The organism is Nonomuraea sp. NPDC049624, assembly GCF_040675255.1.
Classification (GTDB): Bacteria; Actinomycetota; Actinomycetes; order Streptosporangiales; family Streptosporangiaceae; genus Nonomuraea.
The window spans coordinates 363,332-379,383 of sequence record NZ_JBFAOR010000002.1 but is presented as its reverse complement, the minus strand read 5'-3'; the positions used below and the strand labels follow the sequence as shown (position 1 = coordinate 379,383).

13 protein-coding genes are annotated in these 16,052 nt (G+C 71.2%); 5 read left to right on the top strand and 8 right to left on the bottom strand.

What is annotated here, in order from left to right:
* Nucleotides 1–7 precede the first annotated feature (7 nt).
* Entirely contained in the window at nucleotides 8–1,879 is a 1,872-nt protein-coding gene (locus tag AB0J76_RS08025) for an N-6 DNA methylase (RefSeq protein WP_364389121.1), read from the bottom strand.
* A 75-nt stretch (nucleotides 1,880–1,954) separates the two neighbouring features.
* Here AB0J76_RS08025 and AB0J76_RS08020 point away from each other — a divergent pair, with 75 nt between their 5' ends.
* The gene (locus AB0J76_RS08020) at nucleotides 1,955–2,725 is read left to right on the top strand and encodes a protein phosphatase 2C domain-containing protein (RefSeq protein ID WP_352329396.1); all 771 of its coding nucleotides are present in this window, start codon (nucleotides 1,955–1,957) and stop codon (nucleotides 2,723–2,725) included.
* Nucleotides 2,726–2,849: 124 nt separating this feature from the next.
* Nucleotides 2,850–3,836 carry a CHAP domain-containing protein gene (locus AB0J76_RS08015; RefSeq protein ID WP_352329395.1) on the top strand — a complete coding sequence of 329 codons (987 nt, stop codon included), beginning with the start codon at nucleotides 2,850–2,852 and terminating at the stop codon, nucleotides 3,834–3,836.
* 29 nt (nucleotides 3,837–3,865) lie between these two features.
* Here AB0J76_RS08015 and AB0J76_RS08010 read toward each other — a convergent pair whose 3' ends face one another.
* Nucleotides 3,866–4,918, bottom strand: coding sequence for a glucose 1-dehydrogenase (locus tag AB0J76_RS08010; RefSeq protein WP_352329393.1), 1,053 nt, complete (start codon nucleotides 4,916–4,918; stop codon nucleotides 3,866–3,868).
* A 126-nt stretch (nucleotides 4,919–5,044) separates the two neighbouring features.
* Between AB0J76_RS08010 and icmF the strand changes: the two genes are divergently transcribed.
* Nucleotides 5,045–8,251: a fused isobutyryl-CoA mutase/GTPase IcmF gene (icmF, locus tag AB0J76_RS08005; protein ID WP_364389118.1), complete on the top strand. Its 3,207-nt coding sequence runs from the start codon at nucleotides 5,045–5,047 to the stop codon at nucleotides 8,249–8,251.
* Nucleotides 8,252–8,447: 196 nt separating this feature from the next.
* On the top strand, nucleotides 8,448–8,948 hold the full coding sequence (tpx, locus tag AB0J76_RS08000; protein ID WP_352324335.1) for a thiol peroxidase: 501 nt from the start codon (nucleotides 8,448–8,450) through the stop codon (nucleotides 8,946–8,948).
* A 63-nt stretch (nucleotides 8,949–9,011) separates the two neighbouring features.
* On the opposite strand, the gene AB0J76_RS07995 is transcribed toward tpx, so the two are convergent.
* Both AB0J76_RS07995 and AB0J76_RS07990 read right to left on the bottom strand, forming a co-directional pair.
* On the bottom strand, nucleotides 9,012–9,911 hold the full coding sequence (locus AB0J76_RS07995) for a TIGR03619 family F420-dependent LLM class oxidoreductase (protein ID WP_352324334.1): 900 nt from the start codon (nucleotides 9,909–9,911) through the stop codon (nucleotides 9,012–9,014).
* A 9-nt stretch (nucleotides 9,912–9,920) separates the two neighbouring features.
* On the bottom strand, nucleotides 9,921–10,727 hold the full coding sequence (locus AB0J76_RS07990) for an SAM-dependent methyltransferase (protein WP_352324333.1): 807 nt from the start codon (nucleotides 10,725–10,727) through the stop codon (nucleotides 9,921–9,923).
* 142 nt (nucleotides 10,728–10,869) lie between these two features.
* Between AB0J76_RS07990 and AB0J76_RS07985 the strand changes: the two genes are divergently transcribed.
* The gene (locus AB0J76_RS07985) at nucleotides 10,870–11,595 is read left to right on the top strand and encodes a helical backbone metal receptor (protein ID WP_352324332.1); all 726 of its coding nucleotides are present in this window, start codon (nucleotides 10,870–10,872) and stop codon (nucleotides 11,593–11,595) included.
* Here AB0J76_RS07985 and AB0J76_RS07980 read toward each other — a convergent pair whose 3' ends face one another.
* Genes AB0J76_RS07980 through AB0J76_RS07965 form a run of 4 tightly spaced genes read right to left on the bottom strand, consistent with a single transcriptional unit; the run spans nucleotide 11,596 to nucleotide 15,857 of the window.
* Complete coding sequence (locus AB0J76_RS07980; RefSeq protein ID WP_352324331.1) at nucleotides 11,596–12,741, bottom strand: ROK family transcriptional regulator; 1,146 nt, start codon at nucleotides 12,739–12,741, stop codon at nucleotides 11,596–11,598.
* Nucleotides 12,742–12,743: 2 nt separating this feature from the next.
* Nucleotides 12,744–13,589 carry a carbohydrate ABC transporter permease gene (locus AB0J76_RS07975; protein WP_352324330.1) on the bottom strand — a complete coding sequence of 282 codons (846 nt, stop codon included), beginning with the start codon at nucleotides 13,587–13,589 and terminating at the stop codon, nucleotides 12,744–12,746.
* A complete protein-coding gene (locus tag AB0J76_RS07970; RefSeq protein ID WP_352324329.1) occupies nucleotides 13,576–14,490 on the bottom strand; it encodes a sugar ABC transporter permease in 915 nt (304 codons plus the stop codon). Before AB0J76_RS07970 ends, AB0J76_RS07975 begins: the two co-directional genes overlap by 14 nt.
* Nucleotides 14,487–15,857 (bottom strand): extracellular solute-binding protein, encoded by a 1,371-nt coding sequence (locus tag AB0J76_RS07965; RefSeq protein ID WP_352324327.1) that lies wholly within the window; start codon nucleotides 15,855–15,857, stop codon nucleotides 14,487–14,489. The genes AB0J76_RS07970 and AB0J76_RS07965 overlap by 4 nt, the downstream gene beginning before the upstream one ends.
* Nucleotides 15,858–16,052: the final 195 nt, after the last annotated feature.

Here is a 16,052-nt window from a genome sequence, read left to right as displayed (position 1 = left end):
TACACCGTCAGGACTGCGGGTGCAGATGGCCGTCGGCCAGACCGTCGAGGCCCAGCCTGATCAGCGTGCGGCCGAGGGTCGACGTCTCGCGCAGCGCGTCCTCCAGCACGGCCAGTTGCCTGAACGCCTCCCCGTACGCCTTCTGCTCCTTCAGCGACAACCGCGGCACGCGGGTGCGGCGCACGTCGAACCTGCTGGACCCGGTGGTCACCCGGCCGCCCGCGGCCCGCAGGAAGCCGGCCAGGAAGTCGGGGTCGAGCCGGCGGGCGTCGACCCGGTAGAGGGTCAGGTGGGGGCCGAGCACCGCGCCGCCGTCGGTGATCACCCGCACCCCGGAGTAGGAGGCCACCACGTCGCCAGGACGGATCACGATCAGGCCGGGCTGCATGGTGGTCAGGCCGGAGGGCGCGCCGCCGCGCAGCACGTCGTCGGCCGTGAGCACGGCCACGTCACCCCCGTCGGCGGCCATCTTGGGCGGCGCCTGGGACGTGCTCACCAGGCCCTCCTTGATCAGGTCGCCCAGCGTCGTGGACGGCTGGTCGAGCGGCTGGTCGAGCACCTTCAGGTCGGGCGGGACGGCCGCGGCGGCCAGGAACCGGTCGCGGGCCTGCGCGAAGGCCCGGCCCACGTCGTCGCGGCGCTGGTGGCGGGCCGGGGTCATGTCGACCTCGTCGGCCAGCAGGTCGATGATGCGCACCGTCTGGTCGGAGCGGTCGTCGAGGTAGGCCAGCCAGGCGGCCTCGACCGGCGCCAGGTCGGCCGTCGCGTCGAGGATGAGCACCTCCGACGGCGGCCGCTCGCCCGCCTTCGGCCGGCGCAGCAACCACAGGTCGGAGCCGGGCAGCGCCACCACCGCGCGCAGGGCTCCGGCGCGCAGCAGGTTGGCCCTGATCCGGCGGCCCGCCTTGCGGCTCGCGGCGGCCGGCGGCATGAGCACGGCGACCAGGCCGCCGGGCCGGACGTGGGTGAGGCAGTGCTGGACCCAGGCCAGCTCAGGCTCGCCGCGCGGCGGCAGGCCGTGCTCCCAGCGCGGATCGCCGGTCAGCTCCTCGTAACCCCAGGCCCGCTCGTTGAACGGCGGATCGCACACCACGGCGTCGGCCTTGACCTCGGGGAAGCCGTCGAGCCGCATGGAGTCGCCGGCCACGATGTCGGCCTCGATGCCGCGCAGCCGCAGGCGGGCGGCGGTGATGGCGGCCGAGGTCTCGCTGAGCTCCTGCCCGAGCACCCGGGCGGGCCGGCCCGGCGGCGGGTCGTCGCCCGCGGCCGGCGCGGGGTCGCCGGGAACGGCTTCGGACCGTTCCGCCCCGCCGGGCAGCGCTGCGGGCAGCGCGGTGGGCAGCGTTGTGGGCAGGGCGCCGGCGGGCGGCAGGAGCAGGGTGCCGACCCCGCAGGCCGGGTCGAGGACGGTGGCGCCCTCGGCCCGGACCAGCCGCAGCATCAGTTCGGCCACGTCGTGGCGGGTGACCGAGAGCTGGCGGGAGTGGGCCTCCAGGTAACGCTCGCAGAGGAACTCGTAGGCCGTGAGCGCGCCGTGGCGCTCGGCCAGCTCCGACACGAGCCCGGCCAGCTCGGGCTCCAGCTCGCTCTCACCGCTGGTCAGCAACGTTCCAGCCTGGGCGACCAGCTGGCCCAGCCGCAGATCGCCGGCGGCTTTCAGGCGTTGCCACACCCGATCTCCCAGCGAGACCTGGTAGGACTTCCCATAGCGGCGCAGCCAGGACTCGACCTGCCGCAGCGAGAACAGCGGCTGGTTCGCGGTTCCGCCGATCGGCTGGGGGAAGTCGTCGTGGCGGCGGCGCCAGTTGCTCACCGCGGCACGCCCGACACCGGCGAGCCGGGCGATGTCCCCGGCGTTCACGGTCGGGTCGTGGCTCATGAGGCCACAGTAGTTCACAAGAGTCTTCAGCGCATCTGCTTGTGAAGTCTTTCAACCAATGATTTACTGCTGGGTATGAAGCACAACATCCGCTATGCCGCCGAATCAGACGTGGGCCGTCGCAGGGAGCAGAACGAGGATTCCGGCTATGCGAGTGGCCGGTTGCTCGTGGTTGCCGACGGCATGGGCGGGCACGCGGCAGGCGAGCTGGCGAGCTCGGCGGCGATCGCCGTCATGCGCGAGCTGGATGCCACGCTTCCCGAGACCGGCTCGGACCTGGAGGCGGCCCTGGAGGGCGCCGTGCACGAGGCGGCCCGCAGGCTGGTCGAACTGGCCGACATCGACCCCGCCCGCCGGGGGATGGGGACCACGGTGACCGCCATGCTGTGGGACGGCTACCGGTTCGCCCTTGCTCATCTGGGTGACTCCCGCGGATACCTGCTTCGTGATGGTGCGCTCTATCAGATGACCAAGGATCACACACTTGTGCAGTCGATGGTGGACGAAGGGCGGATAACGGAGGATCAAGCCGCCGTGCACCCCCGGCGTTCCATGGTGCTGCGCGTCCTGGGCAGCGAGGGCAGGGCCGAACCGGACATGGCGCTGCGCGAGGCCGAGCCTGACGATCGTTACCTCCTCTGCTCCGACGGGCTCACCACCGTGCTCGGGCCCGAGGTCCTGCACGAGGTGCTGACCACGGTGGCAGACCCGGCGGCGGCCGTCCAGCGGCTCATCGACCTGGCGAACGAGGGCGGCTCGCCCGACAACGTCACCGTGATCGTGGCCGACGTGGTGGCGCCGGGCGCGGGCGAGGTGAGCGTCTACCGCGTGGGCGCGGGGACCTGACGGGCGGCGCACCACCCGTCTCAGCAGTCGCATGCGTCCCAATGCCGAAATATGGGCCGATAAATAGACACTTTCTGAATGATTCGAGCAATTCCGCGATGGCGCTACTACAGTCCATCGTGATTTGTCGGTTTTTCGGGGAGGAGTCACCCTGGACCCGATCGCGGACGCGCTGCTGAAGCAGGTACGGCAGGAACTCGGTTACAAGGAGAAGAGCGGCCAGACCACCAAATTCGGCCAGTGGTACGCGGATCGCGTCCAGGACACCCAGTACCGCAACGCGCCCTGGTGCGACATGTTCATCGCCTGGGCGGCCGACAGGACCGGCCTCGGCCCGTACGTCGGGCAGTTCGCCTGGACGCCCTCGCACGCCGCCTGGTTCATCAAGCAGAACGCCTGGGCGCAGCGGCCCGAGCCCGGCGCGCTGGTCTTCTTCGACTGGGGCGGCGGCAAGAGCTACAAGGGCGTGGACCACGTCGGGATCGTGGAACGGGTCGAGGGCAAGAAGATCCACACCATCGAGGCCAACGTCGACCGCGTCTGGCTCAAGCGCAAGGTCAGGGACACCGACAAGGTCGTCGGCTACGGCCTTCCCCGGGTGGTCAAGGCCGCGGCCGACCAGGCGACCGAGATCCGGTCGACCGAGCGGCCCTTCGTGCCCGCGCCGCGCTCGGACGTGGGCCGGTCCTCGCCGCTCGACGTCCTGGGCACGCCGCCCGCGTTGCTGGTCGCGATGGTGCTGGTGACCGTCGTGCTCTCCTTACGCGTGACCGGCCGCCGTCGTGGCGTCCACCGCCGCTTCGGCTGGCTGCGGTTCTGGAACGCGCCAGAGGGCCGCGGCGCCGCGCGGACGAGGGGTGACGAGGAATGGGCGCCGCCGGTGAACGTGCCCACGCCCGCCCCGCCGCCGCCGCGCGAGGCCGCCGCGATCCGCGTGGGCACCGCCCCGGCGGCCGGCCCCTCCACGCAGGCCAGGACGTCCTCCTCCGCCGCGCTCCGGCAACGCGCCGTCCGGGCGACGGCGCCCGAGGTGCCCGCCCCGCGCGACGGCCGGACGGGCGCGGCCCAGGTTCCCGCCAACCGCCGCAAGCCCTACACCCCGAAGAACTGAGGCGCCCCGAAGAACTGAGGCCGCGGGGATCAACTGGTGAGGTCGAGGACCACCTTGACGTCGCCGGGCTCGTGGGCGAGCGCCTCCTTCGCCCGGGTGAGGGGGACGCGGCGGGTGACCAGGCGTTCGAGCCAGCTCCGGTCCGCCTGGGCCAGGGCGGTCGCGGCGTCCCTGAAGTGGCGGAGGTTGGCGTTGACCGTGCCGAAGATCGCGTCGTTCTCCAGGACGATGTCCCGGTTGATCTCGCTGACGTCCAGGCGGTGGGTGCGCCCGCCCGCGCCGAGCCCGGCCAGGCAGACGATCCCGGCCGCGGACGTGCAGGTCAGCGCCTCCATGACGAGCTGCCCCACCCCGGTGCCCTCGATGATGATGTCCGGTTTGGCGTCGGCGAAGGCGTCCAGGCCGGTGCCGACGTGGTACGTCGCCCCCAGGTCGGCCACCAGCGCGGGCTTGGCCCCGCCCGCCTCCCGGTCCAGGACGTGCACCTCCAGCCCGCGCTGCCGGCCCAGCAGCGCCGCCAGCAGCCCGATCGGCCCCGCGCCGGTCACCAGCACCGTGCGCGGCTCGAACCAGGCCCGCGAGCCGATGCGCTCGATGTGCTCCCACGCCTTGGCCACCACGGACGTCGGCTCGACGAGCATGCCCACGCTCTCCAGCGACGGGTCCAGGCGGACGGCGTACCCGGCCTCGACCGCCCACCGCTCGCTGGCGTAGCCGTCGATCTCCTTGATGCCGCGCTCGGTGTAGCGGCCGTTGCGGCACATGTCGAACTCGCCCCGCGCGCAGGCCCCGCACGGCTCGGGGTCGGGCCGGCGCACCACGCCCACGACCAGGTCGCCGGGGGAGAAGGCGGACCCGTCGGGCACCTGGAGCACCCGGCCGAGCGACTCGTGGCCGATGACCATGCGGCTCCTGCCGGGCGGCGCCCAGCCGTACTCGGCCGCCGCCAGCTCCCTGTCGGTGCCGCAGACCCCCAGCGCCAGCCCCTGCACGAGGAGCTCCCCTGGCCCTGGCTCCGGATCGGGCACCTCTTCCACCTCTAGTGTCCCCTGCCGGCCCGGCTCGAACGTCAACGCGCGCATCGGCGTCACCCCCTGGGGCAGTCCTTACCCAGACCGGAAGGAGCTACGAGGACGTCCTACTACCGAAATAGTTGGACGTCCTAGTATCTTCGCAGGAGGGGTCCCCTCACAAAGGAGTGATCAGGCGTGCACGTTCCGGCGTACCCTGTCCGTTTCGTGACCGCCGCGGCGCTGTTCGACGGCCATGACGCGGCGATCAACATCATGCGGCGCATCCTCCAGACGCAGGGGGCCGAGGTGATCCATCTCGGCCACAACCGGTCCGTGGACGAGATCGTCACGGCCGCCGTGCAGGAGGACGTCCAGGGCGTGGCCATCAGCTCCTACCAGGGCGGCCACGTCGAGTTCTTCACCTACCTGGTCGAGCTGCTGCGCGAGCGCGGCGCGGGCCACGTCAAGGTGTACGGCGGCGGTGGCGGCGTGATCGTCCCCGAGGAGATCGAGCTGCTGCACGAGCGGGGCGTCACGCGCATCTTCTCGCCCGAGGACGGCCAGCGGTACGGCCTGCCCGGCATGATCAACAAGCTCATCGAGGAGTGCGACCACGAGCTCGGCGACCCGCCGTCGGTCGAGGCCGTGCTCTCGGGCGACCAGGCGGCGCTGGCCCGCGCGATCACCTTCATGGAGTCCGGCCGCGCCCCCGCCGGGCTGGCCGAGGGGCTGAAGGCGGCGGTCGCCGTCCAGGAGCGCCCGGCGCGGGTGCTGGGCATCACCGGCACGGGCGGTTCGGGCAAGTCCTCGCTCACCGACGAGCTGGTCCGCCGGTTCCGGGTGGACAACGACGACAAGCTGCGCATCGCCATCCTCGCCATCGACCCCACCCGCCGGCGCGGCGGCGGCGCGCTGCTCGGCGACCGCATCAGGATGAACAGCCTGGGCCCCCAGACCTACTTCCGCTCGCTGGCCACCCGCGGGGCCGCCAACGAGGTCCCGGCCTGCCTCGACGACGTGGTCACCGCGTGCCGCGCGGCCGGCTACGACCTGGTGATCGTGGAGACCCCCGGCATCGGCCAGGGCGACGCCGGCATCGTCCCGCACGTCGACGTGCCCATCTACGTCATGACGCCCGAGTTCGGCGCCGCCTCCCAGCTGGAGAAGATCGACATGCTCGACTTCGCCGAGGCCGTCGTCATCAACAAGTACGAGCGCCGCGGCGCCGAGGACGCCCTGCGCGACGTGCGCCGCCAGCTCGTGCGCAACCGGGAGGCGTTCGGGCAGTCGCCGGAGGACATGCCGGTCTTCGGCACGATCGCCGCCCGCTACAACGACGCCGGCGTCACCGCCCTCTACCAGCACCTCAAAGGCCTGTTGCTGGCGGACGCCGGGCCGGGGCTGCTGCCCGTGGTGACCGAGCGCACCTCCAAGGCGGCTGCGGCGATCGTCCCGCCCGCCCGGGCGCGCTACCTGTCCGACATCGCCGACTCCGTCCGGAGCTACCACGCCGAGACGCTGGCCCAGGCCGAGGTCGCGCGCCGTCGTCAGCAGCTCGCCGCCGTACGGGAGCTCCTGGACGGCGAGGACGCGCGGCTGGCCGGGCTCGCCGAGCAGGCCGAGGGGGAGCTGAGCGAGGAGAGCCGGCGGCTGCTCGACGGCTGGCCCGCGATCAAGGAGGCGTACCGCAGCGACGAGCTGGTCGTCAAGATCCGCGACCGGGAGATCCACACCCCGCTCTGGCGCGAGACGCTGTCCGGCAACCGCATCCCGCGGGTGGCCCTGCCGCGCTTCAGCGACCACGGCGACCTGCTGCGCTTCCTGCGCTCGGAGAACCTGCCCGGGTCGTTCCCGTTCACCGCCGGGGTGTTCCCGTTCAAGCGCGACGACGAGGACCCGACCAGGATGTTCGCCGGCGAGGGCGACCCGTTCCGCACCAACCGGCGCTTCAAGCTGCTGTCGGAGGGCCAGCCCGCCACCCGGCTGTCCACCGCCTTCGACTCGGTCACCCTGTACGGCCACGACCCCGACCTGCGTCCCGACATCTACGGAAAGGTCGGCACCTCGGGCGTGTCCATCGCCACGCTCGACGACATGAAGGTGCTCTACGACGGGTTCGACCTGGCGGCGCCCAACACGTCGGTGTCCATGACGATCAACGGCCCGGCGCCCACGATCCTGGCCTTCTTCCTCAACGCCGCGATCGACCAGGCCCTCGACCGCTTCCGCGCCGAGCAGGGCCGCGAGCCCGACGAGCAGGAGGCCCGCGACCTGCGCGCCCGCACGCTGGCCACGGTCAGGGGCACGGTACAGGCCGACATCCTGAAGGAGGACCAGGGGCAGAACACCTGCATCTTCTCCACCGAGTTCTCGTTGCGGATGATGGCCGACATCCAGGAATGGTTCATCCAGAACGGGGTCAGGAACTTCTACTCGGTCTCCATCTCCGGCTACCACATCGCCGAGGCGGGGGCCAACCCGATCAGCCAGCTCGCGTTCACGCTGGCCAACGGGTTCACGTACGTGGAGGCGTACCTGGCCAGGGGGATGCGGATCGACGACTTCGCGCCGAACCTGTCGTTCTTCTTCTCCAACGGCATGGACCCCGAGTACAGCGTGCTCGGCCGGGTGGCGCGCCGGATCTGGGCGGTGGCCATGCGCGAGCGTTACGGCGCGGCCGAGCGCTCCCAGAAGCTCAAGTACCACATCCAGACCTCGGGCCGGTCGCTGCACGCCCAGGAGATGTCCTTCAACGACATCCGCACCACCCTGCAGGCCCTGATCGCCATCTACGACAACTGCAACAGCCTGCACACCAACGCCTTCGACGAGGCCGTCACCACCCCGTCGGCCGACTCGGTGCGCCGGGCGATGGCGATCCAGCTCATCATCAACCGCGAGTGGGGCCTGGCCAGGAACGAGAACCCGCTGCAGGGCTCGTTCATCATCGACGAGCTGACCGACCTGGTCGAGGAGGCCGTGCTGGCCGAGTTCGAGCGGCTGTCGGACCGGGGCGGCGTGCTCGGCGCGATGGAGACCGGCTACCAGCGCGGCAAGATCCAGGACGAGTCGATGCTGTACGAGATGCGCAAGCACGACGGATCCCTGCCGATCATCGGCGTCAACACGTTCCGCAACCCCGGCGCCGAGCAGTCCGACCCGCACAAGCTGGAGCTGGCCAGGGGCACCGAGGAGGAGAAGCAGTCGCAGCTCGACCGCCTGCGCGCCTTCCACGAGCGCAACCGGTCGCAGGCGCCCGCGGAGCTGTCCCGGCTGCGCGAGGTCGCGATGTCCGACGGCAACGCGTTCGAGGTGCTGATGGACGCGGCGCGGGTCTGCTCGCTCGGCCAGATCACCGAGGCCCTGTTCGAGGCCGGCGGCCAGTACCGGCGCAACGTCTAGGCGCAGGCGACGAACGACGGCCCGGCGAGCGGCGGCCGCCGCCCGCCGGGCCGTCGCCGTGCCGCCCGTGCGCCCTTCCGGGCCGCTTCCGGGCCGTCGCTGGGTCGTCGCTGTGCCGTGCCCGAGCCGCTACGGCGCGGGGGAGATCGCGCCGCTAGGATCGCTGGTCGGGGAACATCGCTATCAGGAGGCTTTCATGTCCGACGTCACTTTCAAGGGCAACCCGATCACCGTGGGCGGCGCCTTCCCGAAGCCCGGCGACGCCGCGCCCGCCTTCAAGCTGGTCGGCACCGACCTGTCCGACCGCACGCTGGCCGACTTCGCCGGCAAGACCAAGGTGCTCAACATCTTCCCGAGCGTCGACACCGGCGTCTGCGCGGCCTCGGTGCGCCGCTTCAACCAGGTCGCGTCCGAGCACCCCGACGCGGTCGTGCTCTGCGTCTCGGCCGACCTGCCCTTCGCCCAGAACCGGTTCTGCGGCGCCGAGGGCCTGGACAAGGTGACCATGCTCTCGCTCATGCGCGGGCGCGAGTTCCTCGCCGACTACGGCGTGGCCCAGGAGTCGGGCCCGCTGGCCGGCCTGGCCGCGCGCGCGGTCGTCGTGATCGACGCCGACGACAACGTGGTCTACTCCGAGCTGGTGCCCGAGATCACCCAGGAGCCCGACTACGAGGGCGCGCTGTCCGCGCTCAAGTAACCCCGCGCTCAAACCTCGCTCAAACCTCGCTCAAACCGCGCTCAATCCGCGCTCAATCCGCGCTCAATCCGCGCCGAGACGCTCGCGGAAGTCGGCGGCCAGCTCCAGCAGGTGGTCGTCGTCGGCGGCGGTGTGCTGGAGGTCCAGGACGACCTCGTGGACCCCGGCCTCCGCCGCCCGCGACAGGTACGCCGCGATCTGGGCGACCGTGCCGCTGCGCGGCGGGGCGCCGTCGCCGGTGATCACCGGGTTGGAGCGCAGGATCATGCGCAGGGCGTCCGGGTCGCGTCCGGCGCGCTCGGCGGCGTCCCTGACCGTCTCCCACATCGACAGGAGCACGGGCACGGGCAGCGCGGCCGTCAGCCAGCCGTCGCCCCTGCGCCCGATCCGGCGCAACGCCTCCGGGGCGAACCCGGCCAGCAGCAGCGGCGGGCGGCGGGCCGGCTTGGGGTCGATGTGGCTGGGCGCGATCGTCCACAGGTCGTGCTCGAACGTCACGGGGTCCGTGCCCCAGATCGCCTCCAGGGCGTCGAGGGTGGCCTCGTAACGTTCGGCCCGGCCCTTCCAGGGCACGCCCACGGCGGCGTACTCGTCGGAGGACCAGCCGAGGCCGAGGCCCGCCGCCAGCCGGCCGCCGCTCAGGTGGTCGATCGTGGTGAGCGAGCGGGCCAGCACCGGCGGCGGGTACCAGCAGGCGTTGAGCGCGCTGGTGCCCAGCCGTACCGACGAGGTCACGGACGCGGCCACCGCCAGCACCGCGAACGGGTCGAGGAACACCCGATGGGCCCGCGGCACGCTGCCGTCGCCCCCGGGATAGCGGTCCTTGGGCCGCAGCGGCGTCAGCAGCCGGTCGCCCGCCCACAGGCCGGCGAACCCCATCGCCTCGGCCTCGCGGGCCACCCGCGTCACGCTGCTCAGCGCGGCGAACCCGCCGTACTGCGGGACGGCGAGGCCGAGGTCCATGGGCGTGTCCTAGAGCTTCCTGGCCACGCCGCACACGATGAGCGACGACTCGGGGTGGTCCATGAAGTCGATCGTGTCCGCCTGGTCCGGATGCCACTCGGGCAGCCACACCAGGCCGGGCTCCACCAGCTCGAACCCCTCGAACAGCTCCCTGATCCTGGCCCGGCTGCGCAGCGCCAGCCGCGCGGTGGCGTTGCGGTAGACCTCGGTGCCCGTGCTGACCGCGTCGGGACGGGCGTCGCTGGTGCCGTGGGACATGACCAGGTAACTACCCGGCGCCATGGCCTCACGCAGGGTCTTGAGTATCCGCTCCGGGTCGTCGGACTCCTCGATGAAGTGCATGATCGCCACCAGCAGCACGGCGACCGGCCGGCTGAAGTCGATGGTCCGCAGCACCTCCGGGTCGCGCAGGATGTCGCCCGGGTTGCGCAGGTCGCCCTCGACCACTGTCGTGTCCTCGCCGTGGCCGGTGAGCAGCGCCCTGGCGTGCACCAGCACCACGGGGTCACGGTCGACGTAGACGACGCGGGAGCCGGGCGCGACCTTGGCGGCGACCTCGTGCACGTTCCCCTGGGTCGGCAGCCCCGTGCCGATGTCGAGGAACTGCCTGATCCCGGACTCGGCGAGGTGGCGGACGGCGCGGCCGAGGAAGGCGCGGTTGGCCCGCGCCGCCGCCCGTACCTCGGGCGCCACCGCGAGGATGCGCTCGGCCGCCGCGCGGTCGACCGGGAAGTGATCCTTGCCGCCGAGGTAGTAGTCGTAGAGCCGTGCCACGTTCGGCGTGTTCGGATCGAAGTCCGATGCCTCGTGCTCCAACCGTCGAGCCCCCGATCACAGAGTTTTAACGATCTTTACCGGGATTCTACGGATCTATACCGACATAAGAGTGGTGCTACGCATATTTCAGGAAAACGCAACCTAAGGTGGTGCCGTGGTCCACGATGACACAGGGATCCCTGTGGAGGTACCCCAGACCGTCCGGCGGATCGTGTCGCTGGTGCCGTCGCTGACCGAGTCCGTGGCGGCGACCGTCCCGGAGGCGCTGGTCGGGGCGACGGACTGGTGCACGCATCCGGCCGACCTGGACGTGGCCCGGGTCAGGGGCACCAAGAACCCCGACCTCGACGCCGTCCTGCGCCTGCGCCCGGACGTCGTCCTGGCCAACGCCGAGGAGAACCGCGCGCCCGACGTCGAGGCCCTGCGCGCGGCGGGCGTGGCGGTGTGGGTGACCAGGATCGAGACGCTGGAGCAGGCGTTCACCTCGCTGGAGCGCATGTTCGCGCACGCCTGCCGTACGGACCGCCCGGCCTGGCTGGCCGAGGCCCGCCAGGCGTGGGGAGCCCCCGCGGACGGCCCGCGGCGCACCGCGATCGTGCCGATCTGGCGCCGCCCCTGGATGGTCGTGGGCCGCGACACCTTCACCGGGGACGTGCTGCGCCACCTCGGCGTGGACAACCTGTACGCCGCCCACCCCGACCGCTATCCGAAGATCCCGCTGCCCGAGCTGACCGGCAACCGCCCCCACCTGGTCGTGCTGCCCGACGAGCCCTACGCCTTCAGCGCGGACGACGGCCCCGAGGCGTTCCCCGGCCTGGACTGCGCGCTGGTCAGCGGCCGCCTGCTGACCTGGTACGGCCCCTCGCTCACCGAGGCCGCCACCGCCCTGCCGCGCGCGCTGGCCTGATCAGCCGACGGCGGCCAGCGCGGCGTCCACGGCCGCGGGGGAGAGCACGTGCTCCATGACGATCACCGCCATGCCCACGATCCCCGCCCGGTCGCCGAGCCTGCTGGTGACGATCTCCAGGTTGCGCGTCGTGTACGGCAGGCTCCGCCGGTAGACGATCTCCCTGATCCCGGTCAGGTAGTGCTCCTCCGTCTCGGCCATGTCCCCGGCCAGCACCAGCACGCCGGGGTTGAGCAGGCTCACCGCGGTGGCCAGCACCACGCCCAGCGTGCGGCCCGCCTCCTGGACGCGCGCGATCGCCGCCGGGTCGCCGGCCTGCACCAGGCGCACGACGTCGCGGCTGGTCTCCCGGCCCAGGTCGGCCGCGATCGCGTGCCCGCCGGCCAGCGAGGCCACGCAGCCGCGCGAGCCGCAGGTGCACACCCGGTCGTCGCTCTCCCGGATGCGGACGTGCCCGATGTTGCCCGCGGCCTCCTCGACGCCCCGGTAGATCCGCCCGTCGAGGACGATGCCGGTGCCGATGCCGGTGGACACCTTGACCAGGACCAGCGAGTCGGTCTCCCGCCAGGACGACCACCACTCGCCGAGGGCCATCGCGTTGGCGTCGTTCTCCACCAGGATGGGCACGTCGTACGTGCGCCCGACGGCCTCCCTGATCGGGTGGTCGTCCCAGCCCGGCATCAGGAACGACCTGATCACCCGTCCGCCGGTGTGGTCGACCGAGCCGGGCAGGTCGAGCCCGATGCCGCACACGTCGCCGACCGGCCGCCCGGCCCTGTCCAGCAGGCGCTGGAACGCCTCGCGCACCCACGTCAGCACGGGCTCGGGCCCGCGGTCGATGCGCATCTCGGCGCGTTCCTCGGCCATCGGACGGGCGGCGAGGTCGGTGAGCGCCACCCGGGCGTGGGTGGCGCCCAGGTCGGCCACGAGGATCAGCCGCCGGCCGGCGTCGACGTCGAGCACCGAGGGCGGCCGGCCGCCGCCCGAGGCGCCGACGCCGGACTCGTGCAGGTAGCCGGCGGCGATGAGCCGGTCGACCCGGTCGGTGACGGTCGACCGGGACAGGCCGGTGAACTCGATCAAATCTTTGCGGGTACGGCAGGAGCCATCGCGGATGAGCTGGAGGACCTGCCCTGCCGTCAGCATGTCTATCCCTTCTCCGCTCCTGCCGTGAGGCCCTCCGTCAGCAGGCGTTCACTGGCGAAGAACACGATCACGATGGGCAGCGTCAGCACCACGGATCCTGCCATCAGCACCGTCGTGGGGATCTCTATGCTCCCCGCCAGCTGAGAGAGCCCCAGGGAGACCGTCCAGCTCTCCCGCCGCTCCACGAGGAACAGCAGGGCGAACAGGAACTCGTTCCACGCGATCATGAACGCGTAGAGGCCGGTTGCCATGAGCGCGGGCTTGGACAGTGGCAGCACCACCCGCCAGATGGTCGACAGCCGCGAGCAGCCGTCGATCGCGGCCGCCTCCTCCACGCTCTGCGGCACGGTCTCGAAGTAGTTGCGCAGCATGTATACCGTGACGGGCACGGTCTGCGCGATATAAACCAGGATCAGTCCGACCAGAGATCCCCTGAGCCCCAGCATGGTGAACAGCACGAACAGGGGGATGGCCAGCACGATCGCCGGAAACAGGTAGACGGCGAGGAACAGGAAGTGCACCGGCCGCCGGCCGAAGAAGCGCAGCCGCGCGACGGCGTAGGCGCCCGGGATCGAGATCAGCAGCGTGGCGGCCACCGAGGCGACCGCCACGACCGCGCTGTTCCTGATGAACGTGAGGAACCCCTGCGTGGTCAGCACGTTCACGTACGTGTCCAGGGTGAAGTGCCGTGGCCACACCGAGCCGGGCTCCAGGATGAGCTCCTGGATGTCCCGTACGGACAGCGTCACCATGTACAGGAACGGCAGCCCGGTGACGGCGAAGAGGAACACGATGACCACTGGCCGCAGCACCGCGAACAGCGCGCGCTCGAACCTATCCCTGCTCACGATCGCCTCCCGAGAAGAAGCGCAGGTACACGGCCAGCAGCACGACGAGGACGACGGCCAGGACGATCGCCTGCGCGGCCGAGGCGCCGATGTCGTCGCGGGCGGTCAGGAAGTTGTAGACGCGCACGCTGACCACCTCGGTGCCGGCGCCGCCGCCGGTCAGCAGGTAGACGTCGTCGAACTTGGTGAAGGTGAACACGAACCGCAGCACCGCCAGCAGCGCCACGATGCGCCAGAGCTGCGGCATGATCACGTGCCGGAAGCGCTGGGTGGGGGTGGCGCCGTCCACGACCGCGGCCTCCTCCAGCTCGGCCGGCAGCGCCTGGAGCCGGGCCAGGATGAACAGGAACGCGAACGGGAAGTACCGCCACGCCTCGAACGCGATCACCGTGAGCAGCGCGACCGGCACCTTCAGCCCCAGGAGGTCGCCCTGGGCCTGGGTGAGGAAGGCGATCGGCTCCTTCAGCCAGGTGTTCACGATGCCGTACTGGGGGTTCAGCATGGTCTCCCACAGGAAGGCCACGGCCACCACCGGCGCCACGTACGGGATCAGGATCGAGGCCCTGACCAGGGTGCGGCCGGGGAACCTGGCGCGCAGGGCGAGCGCGGTCACCAGGCCGATGGCGATCGACAAGGCCGTCCCGGCCACCGTGTAGATCAGGGTGTTGACCAGCGACGCCCAGAAACCCGGCTCGGAGATCACGTACGTGAAGTTCTCCAGCGTGTAGTGCCCGAAGACGCCGGCCCGGCGGATGTTGATCAGCCGCACGTCCTGGAAGGCCAGCATGATCGCCCACAGCAGCGGCAGCACCACCACGACCAGCGTGATGACCAGCGTGGGCGAGATCAGCGCCAGCCCGGCCCGCCCTTCCCGCTGCCGCAGGGTGCGAGGTGCGCTCATTGCCGGATCCCGCGCTTGATGGTCTCCACGTCCTTCTTGGCCTGGGCGGCGGCGGCCTGCGGGGTCAGCGAGCCGTCGGCCACCTGGCTGAGGGCCTTGGGCACGGGCAGCTCGCCCATCGTGGCGCCGACCAGCTTGCCCTGGCCCTGCGGGATGCCCCAGCGGGCGAAGGTGTCGGGGCTCCTGCGCAGCGCGTCCAGCACGTCGGCCGGGTAGACCTCCGACAGCGGCTTCTTGGTGTCCACGCCCGCGGGCAGCTTCTTCCACTTGTCCGCGAAGCCCTTGCGGGTGGGGAACTTGCCCTCGGGCGCCATCCCGATCCAGCGCTCGTAGCCCTCGTCCATCATGTACGTGACGAACTTGGCGGCCGGATCGGCGGCGGCGCCGCGCAGCACCGCCCAGGAGACGATCTCGCCGTACTGGGCGGGCGCGCTCGCGCCCGGGCCCTTCAGCGCCGTGACCACGCCGGTGTTCCTCGCCAGCCACTCGGGGTCGGCGCGGCACTCGGGGCAGCTCGGCAGCGCGTCCTTACGCAGCCCCGCCAGCTCGTCGAGGATGAAGGACGACCAGATCATCATGGCCGCCTTCCCGGAGAAGTACGTGGCCCTGGTGGAGTCGACGTCCTGTTTGCCCTTGACCGAGTAGTTCTTCGCCAGTTTTGCGTAGAAATCGAAGGCTTTCACGCACTGTGGGCTGTCGAGCGTGACATTTCCGGAATTGTCGACTAGTTGGCAGCCGTTCGCCAGCGCCACGTGCTCGAAGCTCTGCGCGGTGAAGGAGTCCTTGGGCGCGATCGCCAGCGTGATGCCCGCCACCCCACCCGCGTTCAGCTTCGCCGCCGCCGCCTCCAGCGCCTCGTAGGTGTCCGGCGGCGCCAGCCCGGCCTTATCGAACAGGTCCTTGCGGTAGAGCAGGAGCTGCGCCCACCCGTCGCTGGGCACGGCCAGCAGCTTGCCGCCCGAGGAGTCCAGTTCGAGCGCGCGCGGCGAGAAGGAGTCCCTGCCGAGCTTGTCCACGATCCGGCCCGGCGTCCCGGTGTCCAGCAGGTCGTTGGCCTCCAGCTCGCGGACGGAGGCCAGCGGCAGCGCGCCGATGACGTCGGGGAGGTCGTCCGCGGCGGCGGCGGCCGTCACGGTCTGGCTGAACTGGTCCTCCCCGACGCCGACCAGCTTCACCTTGATCCCGGTCTTCCTGGTGAACTCGGCGATGATCTGGTTCTGCACGGCCATCCGGTCGCCGAGGTTCTCCTCGGTCCAGACGGTGATCTGGTTCGCGCCGGACTGCTGCTCGCCGCCGTCGCCGCAGGCCGTGAGGGCGGCCGAGGCCAGCAGTGCGACGGAGAGGACGGCGGTGACCCTGTTCGGCATGGCACGCTCCTCTGGTTGGGGATATGCCGCACTTACCCGCAGAAAAGGGCCAGGCACCTGGCGTAGGCGAGAACGAGACCGGCCTGTACCCTCGCCGTGCCGCCCCCGCGCCGTCATCAGGGCTTTCGGTAAAAGGTTGGTCGGCGATCCGGCAAATCTTCCCCAGAACCGATCACGGACGCCCACCTCGAAACG

Coding starts and splice junctions, on each gene's coding strand:
- AB0J76_RS08025 (WP_364389121.1), bottom strand. CDS start 1,879: ATGAGCCACGACCCGACCGTGAACGCCGGGGACATCGCCCGGCTCGCC.
- AB0J76_RS08020 (WP_352329396.1), top strand. CDS start 1,955: ATGAAGCACAACATCCGCTATGCCGCCGAATCAGACGTGGGCCGTCGC.
- AB0J76_RS08010 (WP_352329393.1), bottom strand. CDS start 4,918: ATGCGCGCGTTGACGTTCGAGCCGGGCCGGCAGGGGACACTAGAGGTG.
- tpx (WP_352324335.1), top strand. CDS start 8,448: ATGTCCGACGTCACTTTCAAGGGCAACCCGATCACCGTGGGCGGCGCC.
- AB0J76_RS07995 (WP_352324334.1), bottom strand. CDS start 9,911: ATGGACCTCGGCCTCGCCGTCCCGCAGTACGGCGGGTTCGCCGCGCTG.
- AB0J76_RS07980 (WP_352324331.1), bottom strand. CDS start 12,741: ATGCTGACGGCAGGGCAGGTCCTCCAGCTCATCCGCGATGGCTCCTGC.
- AB0J76_RS07970 (WP_352324329.1), bottom strand. CDS start 14,490: ATGAGCGCACCTCGCACCCTGCGGCAGCGGGAAGGGCGGGCCGGGCTG.
- AB0J76_RS07965 (WP_352324327.1), bottom strand. CDS start 15,857: ATGCCGAACAGGGTCACCGCCGTCCTCTCCGTCGCACTGCTGGCCTCG.